A 17,101-nucleotide genomic window follows, 5' to 3' on the forward strand; every position below is an offset into this window, starting at 1 on the left:
AGTGGGCAGCCGCAGAAGATCGCGGATGCAGGCAGGTGTAGGCCATACATATAGTTTAAGAAATAACATGGGCTGTCAGAAACGACAGCCTATTTCATTAACTGCCGGATATCCGGCAAAACAGAAAAAGGAGAGACAGCGACGGTCTGGGTTTTATGAAGAAAGAAAGAGAAAGACAGGTTGAGATTCTCTCACCGGCGGGATCTTATGCAAGTTTCCGGGCGGCTTTAAACGCCGGGGCAGATGCCGTATATGCCGGGGGAGAACGTTTTGGCGCACGTGCGTATGCGGACAATTTTACACAGGAGGAGCTTATCACGGCAGTGAGAGAGGCGCACCTGTTCGGGAAAAAGCTGTATCTGACAGTGAACACGCTTTTGAAGGACAGTGAGATGGACGGGCTCTATGACTATCTGCTGCCGTACTACGAAAACGGACTGGACGCGGTGATTGTCCAGGATGCAGGTGTGTTTGCCTGTGTCAGAGAGTGGTTTCCCGATCTGGATATCCACGCCAGCACGCAGATGACCATAACAGATCTGTATGGCGCAAAATTTCTGGAGGAGCAGGGGGCGTCGAGAGTGGTTCCCGCCAGGGAACTCTCTCTGAAAGAGATCCGCAGGATCCGTGAGGGGTCGAATCTTGAGATCGAGTGCTTTGTCCACGGTGCTCTGTGTTACTGCTATTCCGGACAGTGCCTGTTAAGCAGCATGATCGGAGGAAGGAGCGGGAACCGGGGACAGTGCGCGCAGCCCTGCCGTCTGCCATATACGACAGGCGGGGAGAAAAAGTATTTCCTGAGCCCGAAGGATATCTGTACGCTTGAGCTGATCCCGGATATGATCGAGGCCGGGATTGATTCGTTTAAGATCGAGGGGCGCATGAAGAAACCGGAGTATGTGGCGGCGGTGACTGCCATGTACAGGAAATATGCAGACCTCTATATGGAAAAAGGAAGAGAACACTTCCATGTAGAGAAGAAGGACCGTGAGATGCTCATGGATCTTTACAACCGTGGCGGCTCTTCCACAGGGTATTATCAGATGCATAACGGGAAAGAGATGATGTCTCTGGAACGCCCGAACCATACCGGGGTTCCGGCGGTGGAAGTCCTGTCCCAGAAGGGCAGGGAGGTTATGGGGAAATCTCTGACAGAGCTGAACCGGGGCGATGTGATCGGAATTGGCGGCGAACGGTCGGACTATACTCTGGGAAAAAGTGTGAAGGAGGGAGAGCGGATTTCTTTTCTTGTCCCCGGTAAAACCAGGATGAGAAAGGGAGAAGTCCTGTTCCGGATTCGGAACGGATCTCTGATCGAGGAGATAAAAAGCAGATATGTGGACGGAATGAAACAGAAGAAGATCAGCGGCTTTCTCAGCATGTGCGCCGGAAGCCCGGCGAGCCTTACCGTGGTCGATGGGGAGATTTCCTGTACAGTCTGCACCGGAGAGGCAGTGCAGAAGGCAGAGAGAAGCCCCCTGGAAGAAGAGCAGGTCCGCTCGCGGATGATGAAGACAGGGAACACTCCCTTTTCTTTTGAAACACTGGAAATTTATATGGAGGACGGCGTGTTCCTTCCGATGCAGCAGCTCAATCAGCTCAGGCGCAGCGCTCTGGAACAGCTAGAAGAGGAGAATTGCGCCCGGTTCTTCCGGAAGAATGCCCGCCTGTCCTGCACCGTGGAAATGGCCGCCAAGAGAGACCAGGGGAAGGAAGACAGGCAGCATACAGAGATTCCCGTCACAGTTCTTGCGGAGACGGTGGAACAGCTGGAAGCGGTGGCGCAGTATATAGAGGAAGAATCTGCACAAGCTATGAGGGAAGCCGGGAAGGAAGATCATGGCACTGCAAAGGTGAAAAGAACATGCAGGCTCTCGCGGGTCTGTCCGGACTGTCTGATGACAGATGATTTTTTTGAAAATGAGAAAATCCTCCATATTCTGAACCGTGTGAGGAAGGCCGGGATCGGTGTGTTTCCCGCTCTGCCGCGCATTTTCCGGGCGGGGATGGAAAAATGGTTTGAGAAGGCGGTAAGCCTGGCAGGACAATTCCCGGCAGACGGTTTTCTGATCCGCAATTACGAGAGCTTCTGGTTCCTCAGAAAACATGGATTTGACAAAACGCTCGTCTTAGACCATAATCTATATGTGTTCAACCGGTACGCGAAACAGTTCTGGAACAGGCTGGGTGTATCCATGTATACCGCTCCGGTGGAACTCAACGCCGGAGAACTTGGAACCCTGGGCATAGATGACGGGGAACTGATCGTATACGGGTATCTTCCGGTTATGGTATCCGCCCAGTGCGTCCGGAAAAATTCTGCCGGCTGCACGGGAAAGAACGGCACCATGAAGCTCACGGACCGGTATGGAAATACATTTCCGGTAAAGAATTACTGCCTGCCGTGTTATAATATTATCTACAATACAGTCCCTCTCTGGCTTGGCGGACAGATGAAGCAGATTCGTGAGCTGGCCCCGCAATCTGTCAGGATCCAGTTTTCTGTGGAATCAGGAGAGGAAGCCCGCGCAGTGCTTGAGCGGATGGGAGAAGCTCCCGGAAAGTTCCGGAAGAAGGCATATGCAGACGGGAGGGCAGAGTACACGACAGGGCACTTTAAAAGAGGAATTATATAAAGATATTCATATCATATAAGAATATAAAGCAGGTGAAAGATGGTCAACATAATCATACAACTATCAAAATATATCATTATCATTCTGATGGCAGCGTATACCTTCTCCTGTTTCTCAATCTTCACGAGAAGTTATGAGGACGAGGAGAAGCGTGTGTTGGTACGTCAGGACGTGCTGATTTTTCTGCTGCAGTTCGTGGCGTTCGGGGCGATGTACCTGGCAGCTGATGACATCCGCATCCTGTTTATTTATGCGGCACTGGCTGTAGTGCTTCTGGCTGTGATTCTGCTCTATAATCTGATCTACCCCAATGTATCCAGGCTGGTTGTCAATAACATGTGCATGCTGATGACTGCGGGGATGATCATGATTACACGGCTCTCCTACGACAATACTACGCCTTACGGCAGCGCGCTCCGGCAGCTTGTGTTTATCATACTGGGGGCGGCATTCGGTCTGGTTGTGCCGGTGCTGATCCGGAAACTGAAATTCCTGGATCAGTGGACATACGTGTATGCGGCGGTGGGAGGCGCGGCACTGCTTGCTGTTGCGCTCTTTGCCGGAAGGTCAGGCGGGGCAAAACTGAGCTTTGACCTGAAGATTTTCAGTGTCCAGCCGTCTGAGTTTGTGAAGATTCTGTTCGTCTTTTTTGTGGCGGCAAGCCTGAAGAAATCCACAGAGTTCAAAAATGTGGTTGTGACTACTGCCATTGCGGCAGCCCATGTGCTGATTCTTGTTATTTCCACGGATCTGGGCGCGGCGCTGATTTTCTTTATTGTATATCTGGTCATGCTCTATGTGGCGACCCGGCAGCCTCTTTATGCGGTGGCAGGGATCGGAGCAGGGTGCGCGGCGGCAGTGATCGGATACCACCTCTTTTCCCATATTGCCGTCCGGGTGGCAGCCTGGCAGGATCCCTTTGCGGCTTACAATGAAGGGGGATATCAGATCGCCCAGTCACTGTTTGCCATAGGAAGCGGAAGCTGGTTCGGCACCGGTCTTTTTAAAGGACAGCCGGATTCGATCCCCGTGGCGGAGACTGATCTGATCTTTTCGGCGATTACGGAAGAGATGGGAGTAATCTATTCGCTGTGCCTGATCCTGGTATGTGTCAGCTGTTATGTCATGTTCCTGAACATTGCCATGGAGCTGAGAAACCAGTTCTACAGACTGGTTGCCCTGGGGCTTGGCACCTGTTATATTTTCCAGGTATTCCTTCAGATCGGCGGAGTGACAAAGTTTATTCCGCTTACCGGACTGACGCTTCCGCTTGTGAGCTACGGAGGGAGCTCCATGCTCAGCACAATGATCATGTTCGGCATTATTCAGGGCCTGTATATTCTGAGAGAGGATGAAGAGGAGCAGCGGGAAAGAAAACGAGAAAGGGAGTTGAAAGATGAACCGGGAAGAACGTCCAGGCAGAATACAGCAAAACAGAAACCGAGATTCGAGGAAGTCCCAAAACAGAGGACGCGGCAGAAGCAGAGAGCACGTTCGAAACAAAGAGTTCGCTAGGGTTACGTATTTCTTTGTGGTCCTGTTCATTGCCCTCATGGCATACATTGTATATTTCACTGTGGTGCGGGCGCGGACTGTCGTGAACAGCCCCTATAACCAGCGCCAGGAGGCATTTGCCGAGACCGTGATACGGGGCAGGATCACGGACCGGAATGGCAATGTCCTTGCAGAGACCGATGTGGCAGAAGATGGAACAGAGACGAGAAATTATCCCTACGGAGATGTGTTCGCCCATGTAATCGGCTACAGCGATCCGGATTACGGGAACACGGGACTTGAGTCGGTTGAAAATTTTGAACTGCTTACTTCCAATGCTTTCTTTGTGGAGAAGATCCAGAATGAGTTCAGCGGTGAAAAGAATATGGGAGATACCGTGGTGACTACCCTGGATGCGGATCTGCAGCAGGCGGCTTATGATGCGCTCGGCAGTTACAAGGGAGCTGTTGTGGTTATGGAGGCAAGTACCGGACGGATCCTCACGATGGTGTCAAAGCCTGCATATAATCCAAATACTATCGCGGCAGACTGGAGCACACTGAATTCGGACAGCGACAACAGTCCGCTGTTAAACCGGGCCACCCAGGGCTCCTACGCTCCGGGATCCACCTTTAAGATCGTCACCACGCTGGCGTTCATGAGACAGAACAGCGGATATGCGGACTACACCTACGACTGTACCGGAGCGATTACCCGGGATAATGTGACGATCCACTGCGTCAACAACTCTGTCCACGGACATGAGGACCTGAGAAGTTCGGTGGCAAATTCCTGCAACTCATCCTTTGCAAATATCGGTCTGTCTCTGGATATCGGTAAATACCGGGAAACGGCGGAGGATCTTCTCTTTAACAGTGCGCTTCCGAGCGTGCTCAACTATTCCCGGAGTTCTTTTGCTCTGAATGAGGATTCGGATACTGCGGAGATCATGATGACAGCCATGGGGCAGGGGAAAACAATGGCAAGCCCGTATCACATGGCGCTCATCACCCAGGCAATCGCGAACGGAGGAACTCTGATGGAACCCTACCTTGTGGACAGTGTGACGAACTATGCGGGAACACAGATCCGCAGAAATGTGCCGAAAAGCTATGCACGGCTTATGACTTCCGCTGAGGCGGCGCAGCTGAAGGAGTATATGACTGCAGTGGTAGAGGAGGGAACAGCCTCTGTGCTCAGCGGCAGATCCTACACGGCGGCAGGCAAAACCGGAACGGCAGAATACAGCCAGTCGGACAGCAGCCGGACGCATTCCTGGTTTATGGGATTTACCAATGTGGATAATCCGGACCTGGTGATCTGTGTGATCACGGAGGGATCTGACGGCAGCGCCGGCGGGAAGGCTGTGTCGATTGCAGGAGAGATCCTGGATTCCTATTATAATTAAACCGGGAGACGAGAGGCATGCAGGTTAGATTCTACTGTGATTTTACAGTCAGTGACATCTGGCAGAATAAAAAACAGAAAATAATGGGAAAACTGAAAAGAAAACGGCTTTTGCCCCAGGCTTTCATCGTTGCCCTTTCCCAGGGAGAACAGAATCATCTTGAAATTTTTTCCGGCGTTCTCCTGCGTCAGCATGTGTATGACCACGCGGAGCTTTTCGTGGTGGCGGTGACGGAAGGCTACATGGAAGCTCTGTCTTTCGTGGAGCAGCTGACAGATCAGGTGTTCCAAAAGACGGGCGGGGCAGATATCCGCGGATATATCCTGGCGCGCCAGGAGGAGTATGAAAGAACAGGACGGTAGAAGAGTATGCTGCTACATATCTTATTGTTGATCTTGAAAGTACTTGGGATCGCCATACTTGTGGTGATCGGCCTTGTTCTGCTTGGTCTCGTTGTGCTTGTCCTGACGCCTCTGAGATATCAGATCCGTGCTTCCGCACACGGAAGCTTTTCAAGTGTAAAGGCGGACGGAAGAATTTCCTGGTTTTTCCACCTGATATCCGGGGAATTTTCTTATGCGGACGGCACATTGCGCTGGAAAATGCGCGCCGCGTGGAAGCGGTTTTCAGACGGGGACGATGGCGCGCCGGAAAGCCCCCATGGGGCCGGGAAGAAGCCTCCGAAGGCGGAGAGCTCCCGTGCGGCAGGAGGAAGGCCTCCGAAGACAGAGAGCTCCCGTGCGGCAGGAGGAAGGTCTCCGAAGACAGAGAGCCCCCATGGGGCCGGGAAGAAGCCTCCGGAGGCGGAGAGCCCCCATGGGGCAGGAGAGAAGTCTCCGAAGCCGGAGAAGCCTGCTGCAGCCGGGATACAGGCTCCGGAAGCCCGGAGAGAGCCCGCAAAGCAGCAGTCATCACAGAAAACAGAGGAAAAATCGTTCTATGAAAAATGGACAGAGAAGATCCGAAAGAAGATTGAAAAGATAAAATATACATTTCGCCAGTTCTGTGGTAAGATAAAAGCGTTGATGAGAAGGAAAGAACGGCTGCAGAAGTTTATTGAGAACGAAGTTCACAGGAAAGCGTTTTCCCGTGCGGTCCGGGAGGCGAAACGGTTTCTGGGATTCCTGAGACCGGAGAAGCTGGAAGCAGAGATCGTATTCGGTCTGGAAGATCCGGCTGAGACAGGATATATTCTGGCACTCATCAGTATGATTTACCCCTTGATCGGGGAATATACCGTTATCAGACCGGATTTTGACAACCAGGTTCTGAAGGGAAAACTGGAAGCGGCGGGAAAGATCCGCCTGCTCTACGGACTTGTTCCCGCATGGAATCTTGTCTGGGATAAAAATGTGCGGATCACTTTCCGCCATATAAAGAAATTCAGGTTTTAGACAGACCGGTCAGTAAGAGGAGGATAAAAGATGTCTGAAGAAAAGAATATTTTTAAGGCTACAGTGGAGTCGCTGTTCAAGGGAATGGACGGAATTGTATCATCGAAAACCGTGGTGGGAGATGCGATACACATCAATGGAACAATTATTCTCCCTCTTGTAGACGTTTCATTTGGAATGGGTGCCGGCTCTTTTACTGCGGACAAGAAGGAAAAAGGAATGGGCGGAATCGGCGGGCGGATGTCCCCGAGCGCGGTAATTGTGATTCAGGACGGAAGGACGAAGCTTGTCAATATCCGGAACCAGGATACCGTCACAAAGATTCTTGACATGCTCCCGGATCTGGTGGACCGGTTTACAGAGAAGAAAGAAGAGCGGATGACGGAGCGGGATGTGATGGATATCCTCGATGCCGACGAGAAAGATTCTTCGAAACAGACGGAATAATCTGCGGGAAAACGGAATAGAATATAACAGAATAAAAAAGGAAAAATCAGGGGAGCGGCGGATATGAAAAAAGTCTGTGGATTTGCACTGTTCTGGATCGCAGTCGGTATGTTTGTCATGATGCTGCTCCCGAATCTCATATGGGGCGTGATCCTTACGATTCTCTGCCTTATTTTCGGGTACCGCCTGTTCTGCTGCTGAAATTTAAGAGAAATGGCTGCCTGAAACTGAAAAAGGAAAATAAAAAAACTGCCGGCCGGCTGAAAATATCAGCTTTCTCCGACAGTTTTTTCCGTGTCATTTTCTCTGTGTTTCCCGGAAGATTAAGCGCGCTCTACACGTCCTGATCTTAAGCAGGATGTACAAACGTACATTTTCTTAGAGCCGCCTTCTGTCTTAACTCTGACAGACTTCACATTTGATTTCCACATCTTAGGTGTTCTTCTATGAGAGTGACTTACATTGTTACCAAAATGAGCACCCTTTTCACAAATAGCACATTTAGCCATGACTGCACCTCCTAACAATCTGAACTGGTCATATAGACTCATAACAATGCTATTCTAGCAGAAAGAGATTTCTATTGCAAGTATTTTTTAAAAAAATCGAATCTATATTGTAAAATAAATAAAGAGATAGTATAATAATCATGTTATTTGTGGCAAAAATCCAATAGAGAACTGGAGGTAATATATGATGAAGGGAAGTATGAGCACGGATCTTGGAATCATTACGGTTAATCCTGAAGTAATTGCCAAATATGCGGGATCGGTTGCGGTGGAGTGTTTCGGAATCGTGGGAATGGCCGCAGTGAATATGAAGGACGGACTGGTGCGGCTCTTAAAGCGGGACAGCCTCACCCACGGAATTCAGGTTGAGATTTCGGATGACAATGCCCTTACCTTGAACTTTCATGTCATCGTAGCGTATGGAGTGAATATTCTTTCTGTTTCTGACAACCTTATGAGTAATGTGAAATATAAGGTGGAAGAGTTTACCGGAATGAAGGTAGAAAAAATAAACATCTTCGTAGAAGGTGTGAGAGTGATTGATTAAGGAGGACCCTGACGTGGCTGTGAAAACGATAAATACGGAGATGCTCCGAAAGATGTTCCTTGCCGGGGCAGCAAATCTGGAAGCAAAAAAAGAGTTCATTAATGAATTGAATGTTTTTCCGGTACCGGATGGAGATACAGGTACGAATATGACGCTGACGATCATGTCGGCAGCAAAAGAGGTGAATGCTCTTGAGCATCCGGATATGGTTTCCATCGCGAAGGCTATCTCTTCCGGATCGCTGAGAGGGGCAAGAGGAAACTCGGGTGTCATTCTCTCCCAGCTTCTCCGCGGATTTACAAAAGAGATACGGGAATATGAGGAGATCGATGCCGGGATTCTGGCAAAAGCCTGCGAGCGTGCGACTGCGACGGCGTACAAGGCTGTCATGAAACCGAAGGAAGGAACGATCCTGACCGTAGCCAAGGGAATTGCCCAGAGAGCGGAAGAGCTTGCGGAGACGACGGAGGATCTTGAGGAGTTTATCCCGGAAGTGATCCGTCATGCGGAGGAAGTGCTGCAGCAGACTCCGGAGCTTCTGCCGGTGTTAAAAGAGGCTGGGGTTGTGGACTCCGGCGGACAGGGACTTGTAGAGATCCTGCACGGGGCATACGATGCATTTCTCGGCAAAGAGATTGATTACACGGCAGTAGAGTCTGCAGCCGGCACCCGGATGGTCAAGCCGGACCAGCAGGCGGAGACAGATATCAAGTTCGGCTACTGTACCGAGTTTATCATTATGACGGAGAAAGCGTTTGCAGAGAAGGACGAGACGGAGCTGAAAGCCTATCTGGAGTCCATCGGCGATTCCATTGTATGCGTGGCGGATGATGATGTCGTGAAGATCCATGTCCACACAAACGATCCGGGTCTGGCGATCCAGAAAGCCCTCACATACGGGCAACTCTCCAGAATCAAGATTGACAACATGCGCGAGGAACATCAGGAGAAGCTGATCCGGGATGCGGAGAAAGTGGCGGCGGAGCAGGCTGCAAAGGCGAAAGCTTCCGCGCAGGAGAAGAAGGAGCCGCGCAAGGCAACCGGGTTTATCGCGGTATCTATCGGAGACGGCATGAATGAGATCTTCCGGGAACTGGGCGTGGACTATATTATCGAAGGCGGTCAGACCATGAATCCGAGTACCGATGATATGCTGACAGCGATAGACCATGTGAATGCAGACCACATTTTCATCCTGCCGAATAATAAGAATATTATTCTGGCTGCCAACCAGGCGCAGTCCCTCACCAAGGATAAGGATATCCTGGTTGTGCCGACAAAGACGGTTCCCCAGGGGATTACTGCGGTGATCAGCTTTATGCCGGAGGCGGATGTGGATACCAATTTTGACGCCATGAAAGAGGCGATCGGCAATGTGAAGACCGGCCAGGTTACCTATGCGGTGAGAGATACGCATATTGATGACAAGGAGATCCATGAGGGCGATATCATGGGAATCGGGGATGCAGGAATCCTCTCGGTGAGCCAGTCGGTTGATGAAGCGGTCAAAGAGATGCTCGCCCAGCTTGTGGACGAGGATTCCGAGCTTATCAGCCTGTATTACGGACAGGATGTGCTGGATGAGGATGCAGAGAAGCTGGCAGGAGAGATCGGCAGCATTTATCCGGATGTAGATGTGGATATTCACTCCGGCGGACAGCCGATTTACTACTATGTGCTTTCTGTAGAGTAGGAGATTTGTCTGCCGGGCAGAGAATTCGACAGAATAGAACAGTTAAAAAAGCGGGACGCTTTTCCGACAGGAGGAGGGTCCTGATTTTTTCAGAAGAAATCCGGAAAGAGGAGACGGTATGGACATTTGGAGCAGTGTTGGAAAACTTAAAGGAATCGGGGAAAAGACGCAGAAATTGTTTGAAAAACTGGGTGTGCGCACTGTGGCGGATCTGATCCGTTTCTACCCGAGGACCTATGAGATCTACGAAGATCCGGTTCCGGTCTCGGAGGTTACAGAAGGCAGGGTCTGCACAGTGACGGGAGCTGTTTTCGGAAGGATTCAGGTGTCCGGGAGTCAGAAGATGCAGGTGACCACTCTTTATCTGAAGGATCTGACCGGCACGCTGAAAGTCATCTGGTTCCGCATGCCTTTTCTCAGAAATACGCTTGGACGGGGCGGGGCGCTTACACTTCGGGGGCGCGTTGTCAGAAAGCGGGACGGACTTGTGATGGAACATCCGGAGATATTTTATCCGGCGGCAAAATATGAGGAGAAGAAAGACTCCATGCAGCCGGTTTATCCGCTGACCGCAGGGCTTACGAACAACGCAGTGACTAAAGCGGTGCGCCAGGCGCTGGAAACAACGGATAACGGAAGAGGTGACGCCCTGGATATTCTGCCGGAGAAGATCAGCAGAAAATATGGTTTCATGTCTTACGCTGAGGCAGTGCACAGAATCCATTTTCCGGAAAACAAGGATGCGTTTGTCCTGGCAAGAAGGCGCTTTGTATTTGAGGAATTTTTTGAGTTTATTCTGGCTCTGCGGACAATGAAAGAGTCCAAGAAACGCTCCGGAAACGGGTTCCTCATCCGTGAGCAGCCGCGGATTGCACAGTTCCTGGAACAGCTTCCCTACGAACTGACCGGAGCGCAGAAAAAGGTGTGGGATGAGATCCGCCGGGATATGGAGGGAGAGTATGCCATGTCCCGTCTTGTTCAGGGGGATGTGGGTTCGGGAAAGACCATCGTCGCTTTTCTGGCCCTCCTTCTGGCGGGGCTGAACGGATACCAGGGAGCACTGATGGCTCCCACGGAAGTGTTGGCAAGACAGCATTTTGAAAATATTACCGGCATGCTGGAACAGTATGATCTTCCGCTTAAGGCAGTGCTTCTGACCGGATCCATGACGGCGAAGGAAAAGCGGGAGGCATACGGACAGATCGGGAGCGGGGAGGCGGCCATCGTGATCGGAACCCACGCGCTGATTCAGGAGAAGGTGGCCTATTCGGATCTTGCCCTGGTGGTGACGGATGAACAGCACCGGTTTGGCGTGCGCCAGAGAGAAGCTCTGGCGGGGAAGGGAAAGACGCCCCACATTCTGGTGATGAGCGCGACTCCCATTCCCCGGACTCTTGCCATTATCCTGTACGGTGACCTGGACATTTCCATTATCGATGAAATGCCGAAGAACCGCCTGCCCATAAAAAACTGCGTGGTGGATACCGGATACCGGGAGAAAGCCTATGCATTTATGAAAAAGCAGGTGGCGGAAGGACGCCAGTGCTACATTATCTGCCCCATGGTGGAGGAGAGCGAGAGTCTGGAGGCGGAAAATGTCATCGATTATCAGGAGATGCTCGCCCGGGTTATGGGAAATACCGTCAGGACTGCATATCTGCACGGAAAGATGAAACAGCAGGAAAAAGACGAAATCATGGAAGCTTTCGGAAGAAATGAGATCCAGATTCTTGTCTCCACAACTGTGGTGGAAGTGGGAATCGACGTGCCTAATGCCACAGTTATCATGATTGAGAACGCGGAACGCTTCGGCCTGGCACAGCTCCATCAGCTACGCGGCCGGGTGGGAAGAGGAAAATACCAGTCTTACTGCATCTTCATGACCGCCTCGAAGTCCGATGAGACAAAGGAGCGCCTGGATATTCTGAACCATTCCAACGATGGGTTTTTCATCGCCGGTGAGGACCTGAGACTCCGTGGTCCCGGCGATCTCTTCGGCATCCGCCAGAGCGGAATCATGGATTTCAAACTGGGCGATATCTTCCAGGACGCCGGGCTTTTAAAGGCTGCGTCCGAGGAAGCAGATCTCCTGCTCCGTGAGGACCCGAACCTGGAAAAACCGGTGAACCGCAAACTTGCCGAATCCCTGAAAAATTATGTGAAAGATGAACTCCTCGCCGCTACACTGTAAAGAATTTCTATGAATTTCCAGTGTAAAACAGAAAAGACTCCATATACTAACATCGTAACACAGACGAAAACAAAAAGCAGATGTATGATAACCGGCTGCATTAAAGCGGCAGATTACATACAGATGCAGCCGGTTTTCGGAAGTGTTGCAAAAACACATGAAAACGCAGCGGTTGTGATGCTGCGAAGATGCAAAAGGAGGAAAAAGATCATGGCAAGTCGTTCATCGAACAGAGCAGCTGTGCCTGAGGCAAAGGGCGCGCTGGACAAATTCAAGTATGAGGTAGCCAACGAGCTGGGTGTACCGTTAACAGACGGTTACAACGGCGACCTTACCTCCAAGCAGAACGGATCTGTTGGTGGTTATATGGTCAAGAAAATGATCGAGCAGCAGGAAAAGCAGATGGCAGGCAAATAACAGAAGCCGTAAAAGTTTTCCTTTCCGGGAAACTTCTATGACAGCCTGAATCGGGAAAAAGCGTCCGGGATTGACCTGGACGCTTTTTTCTGCTAAAATTTCACCATATGTTATGTTTCTGCAGCTGCCGGAAAAGCGGCATATACAGAAGAAATGGAGGTGCCGTACTATGAGAGTGATTGCGGGGAGCGCGCGCAGCCTGAGGCTGAAGACGCTGGAAGGACTTGAAACGCGGCCGACTACGGACCGGATAAAAGAGACACTTTTTAATATTATCGGACCGAATATTCCCGGCTGCGTCTTTCTGGACCTCTTCGCAGGGAGCGGAGGCATCGGGATTGAAGCACTGAGCCGGGGGGCAAGAGAGGCGGTTTTCGTGGAGAAGAATCCGAAGGCCATGGCATGTGTCAAAGAGAACCTCCGATTTACGCGGCTGGAGTCAAAGGCGCTGACTATGACATGCGACGTGCTGGATGCCCTGTACCGTCTGGAGGGTGAGAAAGTGTTCGACTATATTTTCATGGATCCTCCCTATGACAGGGAACTTGAGAAAAATGTGCTGGACTATCTTTCCGGCTCGGAACTTGTCTATGAAGATACAACGGTCATCATTGAGGCGTCGAAAGAGACGGATTTCTCCTATGCGGAGGATATGGGATTTACCGTTCTGCGCGAGAAAGTATATAAGACGAATAAACATGTTTTCTTGGAGAGAGCAGGAAAGGAAGAGATATGTTGAGAGCAATCTATCCGGGGAGCTTCGACCCGGTTACATACGGACACCTGGATATCATCCGCAGATCCAGCCGGATTATGGACGAATTAATTGTCGGAGTATTGAATAATAAAGCGAAAATGCCGTTGTTTTCTGTAGAAGAACGTGTTAAAATGTTAGAGGAAGTGACGAAAGAACTGCCGAATGTAAGGATTATTCCCTTTGACGGTCTTCTGGTTGATTTCGCTTCGCGCATGGAAGCGGACGTGGTAATCCGGGGACTGAGGGCGATTACAGATTTCGAATATGAACTGCAGATGTCACAGACGAATCATAAACTGGAACCAAATGTCGAGACCATGTTTCTGACTACGAGTATAGAATATTCCTATTTGAGTTCCACCACAGTGAGGGAGATTGCTGCTTTTGGGGGAGATCTGTCACAGTTTGTGCCGGAGGCAGTTGCTGTGGAACTTAAGAAAAAGATGAATGCAAAAAGGAGAGTGTAACAATGAGCAGCCGTATTGAACAGATTATTGAAGAAATCGAGGAGTATATCGACAGGGACTGTAAGTTCCAGCCGCTCTCTACAACGAAGATTATCGTGAACAAGGAGCATCTGGATGAACTGCTGAGAGAACTGAGGATGAAGACCCCCGACGAGATCAAGCGGTATCAGAAGATTATCGCGAACCGCGACGCGATCCTTGCAGACGCGAAGGCGAAAGCGGACGCCATGATCGAGGAGGCGCAGGTACAGACGACAGAACTTGTCAGCGAACACGAGATTATGCAGCAGGCATATGCCCAGGCAAATGAGATTGTCACACAGGCAACGGCCCAGGCACAGGAAATTATCGACAACGCCACAGCGGATGCCAACACCATCCGGATCGGGGCGATCCAGTACACAGACGATCTTCTTGCCAATGCGGAGAGCATTATCGGACATACACTGGACAGTTATACAACCAAGTATGACGGGCTGATCAACTCCCTGCAGGAGTGTTATGATACGGTGCGCTCTAACCGGGCAGAGCTGGTGATTCCGGACGAGAATGAAGATTATTCTTCTCAGGACAGCGGAAACTGACGGTTTCAGAAAAAAATCATTATATAGAGTAATGCCAACAGACTGGCTGCCCCTGCGGCAGCCAGTTTTTGTATTATGTACGGGAAAATGGAAAGTCCGGTGCCCTGAATCATGCACTGTGTCTGGGCTGCTGAACAGAAGCCGCCGAAAGCGGTCAGTCCCAGAGCAGCGCACCAGGCGGCTGCGGTGCAGGAGATGTTCTGTCGGATCAGCAGGATGCCGTTGGTGACTTCCAGGGTGGGAGCTGCTGCCAGAAGAAGCGGACTTTCCCCGGGAAGCTCATCCAAAAGAGCAATGAGGACGGAAAACAGGATGATATAACCGCCCACCTTTACGATTCCCTCGAAGCTGTTCATCATGGAGGAATCAAAGGTCTGGAAATTGAAATGCTCCCCGGAACCTGCCTGGCTGGCAGGCGAGGTGTCCCGGAAACAGGGAGCGCCTTGCAGGTAATATTTGCGTGTGAAGAGGCTTATCAGAACCGGGGCTGCCGTGAGGATTACCAGGGAGGGGAGAGAAAGCTTTTCCTCCCCGAAGGTTTTCCAGACGAGAAAATTCAGAATAAAGACCGGGCTCGTGTTGTTGCAGAAAGACAGGAGATACCTGCCTTCCTGAAGGGAGATTCTGCCGCTTCGGATCAGGTCAGCGGTCACTTTGGCACCCATGGGGTATCCGCAGAGAAAACCTGCCAGAACCGCGAAGGCGCCGTTTTCCGAGACTCGGAACATCCGGCGGAAAGGTCCGCCGATCACCCGGGTTATGAGATGAAGACCGCCTGTCGAGAGCAGAAGCCCGGTGATCACCATGAAAGGAAAAAGCGTGGGAAATACAACCTGATACCAGAGAAGAAGGCCTTCTGTGGCTCCGTTAAATACTGCTTTCGGAAAAAGAAGCATGGCGGCAAAAAGGGCGGTCACAAGAAGCCCGTAAGGAAAGCTTTTTAAATTCTGATTTCTGTTCTCTTTCTTTTTCTTATTCATTCTGCTTTTTATCAATTGATTCATCCGTTTCCCCCGCCTCTCCTCTGCCCGGATACTGCGCCTGCCCTGTTTACGCTGTCTGCTGTTTCTTTGCCCGGTGCTGTCTTTTTTCAGGTTATTTCAGGTATATGTGGAAAGCATGGAATTTATGAGACTCACATATAGTAAAAGAAAAAAGGCATTTTTTCATGAAGCAGCTGAACATAAAGCATCTGAGAATATACATGATCCTTCTTTTCCTTTTCCTTCTTGCCGCAGGGATTGGGATTCCCCGGCTCCGCTATTTGAGCGAGGCTTCGCGTCTGACAAAAGATACGGTGCGTCTGGCAGAGTTCCGCAGCCAGCCCATGCCGGGAAAAGAGATGGGAGACCTGTCGGAGATACTGACCGAACTGAGGTGTGCAGACTCTCCTGGAGAGCTGCTCGGCATCTACTGGCTGGAGAGCAGTTTCGGTCAGGAAAAGACGGGGAAAAGTCTGGAAGAAGGAAGAGAGAACCGGAAGCGGTGGGAGACGAACCCCGCCTGGAGCGCCTACCTTTCCGCCTGCTGTGCTGTCTGGGACGATCTGGAATATTTTCCGGTGGCGCAGGAAGACCCGGAAGGAGCTTTGAACGTGACGTTCGAAGATTCCTGGATGTACGGCAGAAGCTATAAGGGCGAGCGGGGACATGAGGGGACGGACCTTATGCCAGAGACCAGTGAACGGGGGTATTATCCCATCGTCAGCATAACCGACGGTACGGTGGAAAGTATGGGCTGGCTGGAGCTGGGCGGCTGGCGCATCGGGATCCGCGCACCCCGGGGCGGTTACTTCTACTATGCCCATCTGGATTCCTACGCGGATCTGGAAGTGGGAGATTCTGTGAAGGCAGGGGATCTGCTCGGATTTATGGGAGATACGGGCTACAGCAAGGTGGAGGGGACGACAGGAAATTTCCCGGTACATCTGCATCTGGGAATCTACATCAATTACGAAGGGGAGGAAATCAGTGTGAATCCCTATCCGGCGCTGAAATATGTGGAGGACAGGAGAGTCAGTATGGTGCATCGATAGTGAGAACGACAAACCGGTCTGGAGGTTTTCTCCCGGACCGGTCTGCTGAAAGGATCAGTGATTCGATACCAGATTTTTTTCCGGAATATTCCGGACGGTGGCTTCATCCACTTCAAGGTCATCCGCAATCTCTGCAGTTGACTTGCCTTTGGCACATTTTTTCATTATCTGTTGAGTAAGAAGCTGTTCTTTTCCCTGCTCAATTCCTTTCTTTATCCCTAGCTCTTCTACATAATCACTTAAATTGCACATCAGATTCATCTCCTCTCCCATATTACTTTCCATCGGTATATCAAATTCCCGTTCCAGATACCGGATTTTTAATTCTGCTGCCATATCCGGCGAAAGCAGAACTCCCAGCATCTTTGTCAGACGGTTGCCTTTCTTTGAATTCTGTTCCCTTCTGAGCCGAGATCATCCGGGCTCCGTAGAAAATGCCACGGGTCATAAGAGAGTATCCGGGATGAAAATCCTTCTGGGCTTCTACGTTAATAATCAGCTTGATCTGACGTTTCATGCGGG

At 50.8% G+C, this 17,101-nt stretch carries 18 protein-coding genes and 1 pseudogene; 15 read left to right on the forward strand and 4 right to left on the reverse strand.

The window, feature by feature from the left end; genetic code table 11:
• Nucleotides 1-155: 155 nt before the first annotated feature.
• The 7 genes from B5F07_RS06755 to B5F07_RS22810 all read left to right on the forward strand — a co-directional run bounded on the left by B5F07_RS06755 (nucleotide 156) and on the right by B5F07_RS22810 (nucleotide 7,580).
• On the forward strand, nucleotides 156-2,636 hold the full coding sequence (locus B5F07_RS06755; RefSeq protein ID WP_087160498.1) for a U32 family peptidase: 2,481 nt from the start codon (nucleotides 156-158) through the stop codon (nucleotides 2,634-2,636).
• A 39-nt stretch (nucleotides 2,637-2,675) separates the two neighbouring features.
• Nucleotides 2,676-4,151 carry an FtsW/RodA/SpoVE family cell cycle protein gene (locus B5F07_RS06760; RefSeq protein ID WP_087160499.1) on the forward strand — a complete coding sequence of 492 codons (1,476 nt, stop codon included), beginning with the start codon at nucleotides 2,676-2,678 and terminating at the stop codon, nucleotides 4,149-4,151.
• A 37-nt stretch (nucleotides 4,152-4,188) separates the two neighbouring features.
• Complete coding sequence (locus B5F07_RS06765) at nucleotides 4,189-5,538, forward strand: peptidoglycan D,D-transpeptidase FtsI family protein (protein ID WP_087160529.1); 1,350 nt, start codon at nucleotides 4,189-4,191, stop codon at nucleotides 5,536-5,538.
• A 17-nt stretch (nucleotides 5,539-5,555) separates the two neighbouring features.
• Nucleotides 5,556-5,900 carry a hypothetical protein gene (locus tag B5F07_RS06770; RefSeq protein WP_087160500.1) on the forward strand — a complete coding sequence of 115 codons (345 nt, stop codon included), beginning with the start codon at nucleotides 5,556-5,558 and terminating at the stop codon, nucleotides 5,898-5,900.
• Between the two features lie 6 nt (nucleotides 5,901-5,906).
• Nucleotides 5,907-6,932 (forward strand): DUF2953 domain-containing protein, encoded by a 1,026-nt coding sequence (locus B5F07_RS06775; RefSeq protein WP_087160501.1) that lies wholly within the window; start codon nucleotides 5,907-5,909, stop codon nucleotides 6,930-6,932.
• A gap of 30 nt (nucleotides 6,933-6,962) precedes the next feature.
• Nucleotides 6,963-7,379 carry a GerW family sporulation protein gene (locus tag B5F07_RS06780; protein WP_087160502.1) on the forward strand — a complete coding sequence of 139 codons (417 nt, stop codon included), beginning with the start codon at nucleotides 6,963-6,965 and terminating at the stop codon, nucleotides 7,377-7,379.
• 63 nt (nucleotides 7,380-7,442) lie between these two features.
• Complete coding sequence (locus tag B5F07_RS22810) at nucleotides 7,443-7,580, forward strand: hypothetical protein (protein WP_191404661.1); 138 nt, start codon at nucleotides 7,443-7,445, stop codon at nucleotides 7,578-7,580.
• Between the two features lie 122 nt (nucleotides 7,581-7,702).
• Here B5F07_RS22810 and rpmB read toward each other — a convergent pair whose 3' ends face one another.
• The gene (gene rpmB / locus B5F07_RS06785) at nucleotides 7,703-7,888 is read right to left on the reverse strand and encodes a 50S ribosomal protein L28 (protein ID WP_087160503.1); all 186 of its coding nucleotides are present in this window, start codon (nucleotides 7,886-7,888) and stop codon (nucleotides 7,703-7,705) included.
• A gap of 187 nt (nucleotides 7,889-8,075) precedes the next feature.
• On the opposite strand from rpmB, the gene B5F07_RS06790 reads away from it, so the two are divergent.
• The 7 genes from B5F07_RS06790 (at nucleotide 8,076) to B5F07_RS06820 (ending at nucleotide 14,544) form a co-directional block, all read left to right on the forward strand.
• Nucleotides 8,076-8,435, forward strand: a complete 360-nt coding sequence (locus B5F07_RS06790) for an Asp23/Gls24 family envelope stress response protein (protein ID WP_191404674.1) — start codon at nucleotides 8,076-8,078, stop codon at nucleotides 8,433-8,435.
• Nucleotides 8,436-8,448: 13 nt separating this feature from the next.
• Nucleotides 8,449-10,128 carry a DAK2 domain-containing protein gene (locus B5F07_RS06795; protein WP_087160505.1) on the forward strand — a complete coding sequence of 560 codons (1,680 nt, stop codon included), beginning with the start codon at nucleotides 8,449-8,451 and terminating at the stop codon, nucleotides 10,126-10,128.
• 118 nt (nucleotides 10,129-10,246) lie between these two features.
• Nucleotides 10,247-12,319, forward strand: a complete 2,073-nt coding sequence (gene recG, locus B5F07_RS06800; protein WP_087160506.1) for an ATP-dependent DNA helicase RecG — start codon at nucleotides 10,247-10,249, stop codon at nucleotides 12,317-12,319.
• A gap of 210 nt (nucleotides 12,320-12,529) precedes the next feature.
• The gene (locus tag B5F07_RS06805; RefSeq protein ID WP_087160530.1) at nucleotides 12,530-12,736 is read left to right on the forward strand and encodes an alpha/beta-type small acid-soluble spore protein; all 207 of its coding nucleotides are present in this window, start codon (nucleotides 12,530-12,532) and stop codon (nucleotides 12,734-12,736) included.
• A gap of 169 nt (nucleotides 12,737-12,905) precedes the next feature.
• Nucleotides 12,906-13,475 (forward strand): 16S rRNA (guanine(966)-N(2))-methyltransferase RsmD, encoded by a 570-nt coding sequence (gene rsmD / locus B5F07_RS06810; RefSeq protein WP_087160507.1) that lies wholly within the window; start codon nucleotides 12,906-12,908, stop codon nucleotides 13,473-13,475.
• On the forward strand, nucleotides 13,469-13,960 hold the full coding sequence (gene coaD / locus B5F07_RS06815; RefSeq protein ID WP_087160508.1) for a pantetheine-phosphate adenylyltransferase: 492 nt from the start codon (nucleotides 13,469-13,471) through the stop codon (nucleotides 13,958-13,960). The genes rsmD and coaD overlap by 7 nt, the downstream gene beginning before the upstream one ends.
• A gap of 2 nt (nucleotides 13,961-13,962) precedes the next feature.
• A complete protein-coding gene (locus B5F07_RS06820) occupies nucleotides 13,963-14,544 on the forward strand; it encodes an ATPase (protein ID WP_087160509.1) in 582 nt (193 codons plus the stop codon).
• A 5-nt stretch (nucleotides 14,545-14,549) separates the two neighbouring features.
• Here the strand turns inward: B5F07_RS06820 and B5F07_RS06825 are convergent, their stop codons facing one another.
• A complete protein-coding gene (locus tag B5F07_RS06825) occupies nucleotides 14,550-15,548 on the reverse strand; it encodes a nucleoside recognition domain-containing protein (RefSeq protein ID WP_330397752.1) in 999 nt (332 codons plus the stop codon).
• Nucleotides 15,549-15,712: 164 nt separating this feature from the next.
• Here B5F07_RS06825 and B5F07_RS06830 point away from each other — a divergent pair, with 164 nt between their 5' ends.
• Nucleotides 15,713-16,579, forward strand: coding sequence for a M23 family metallopeptidase (locus tag B5F07_RS06830; protein WP_087160510.1), 867 nt, complete (start codon nucleotides 15,713-15,715; stop codon nucleotides 16,577-16,579).
• Between the two features lie 54 nt (nucleotides 16,580-16,633).
• Here B5F07_RS06830 and B5F07_RS06835 read toward each other — a convergent pair whose 3' ends face one another.
• Nucleotides 16,634-16,864: a LuxR C-terminal-related transcriptional regulator gene (locus B5F07_RS06835; protein ID WP_204248824.1), complete on the reverse strand. Its 231-nt coding sequence runs from the start codon at nucleotides 16,862-16,864 to the stop codon at nucleotides 16,634-16,636.
• A 7-nt stretch (nucleotides 16,865-16,871) separates the two neighbouring features.
• Nucleotides 16,872-17,101 (reverse strand): annotated as a pseudogene (locus B5F07_RS22815) (hypothetical protein); the annotation flags it as partial.

Source organism: Lachnoclostridium sp. An169, assembly GCF_002160525.1.
Lineage (GTDB): Bacteria > Bacillota > Clostridia > Lachnospirales > Lachnospiraceae > Mediterraneibacter > Mediterraneibacter cottocaccae.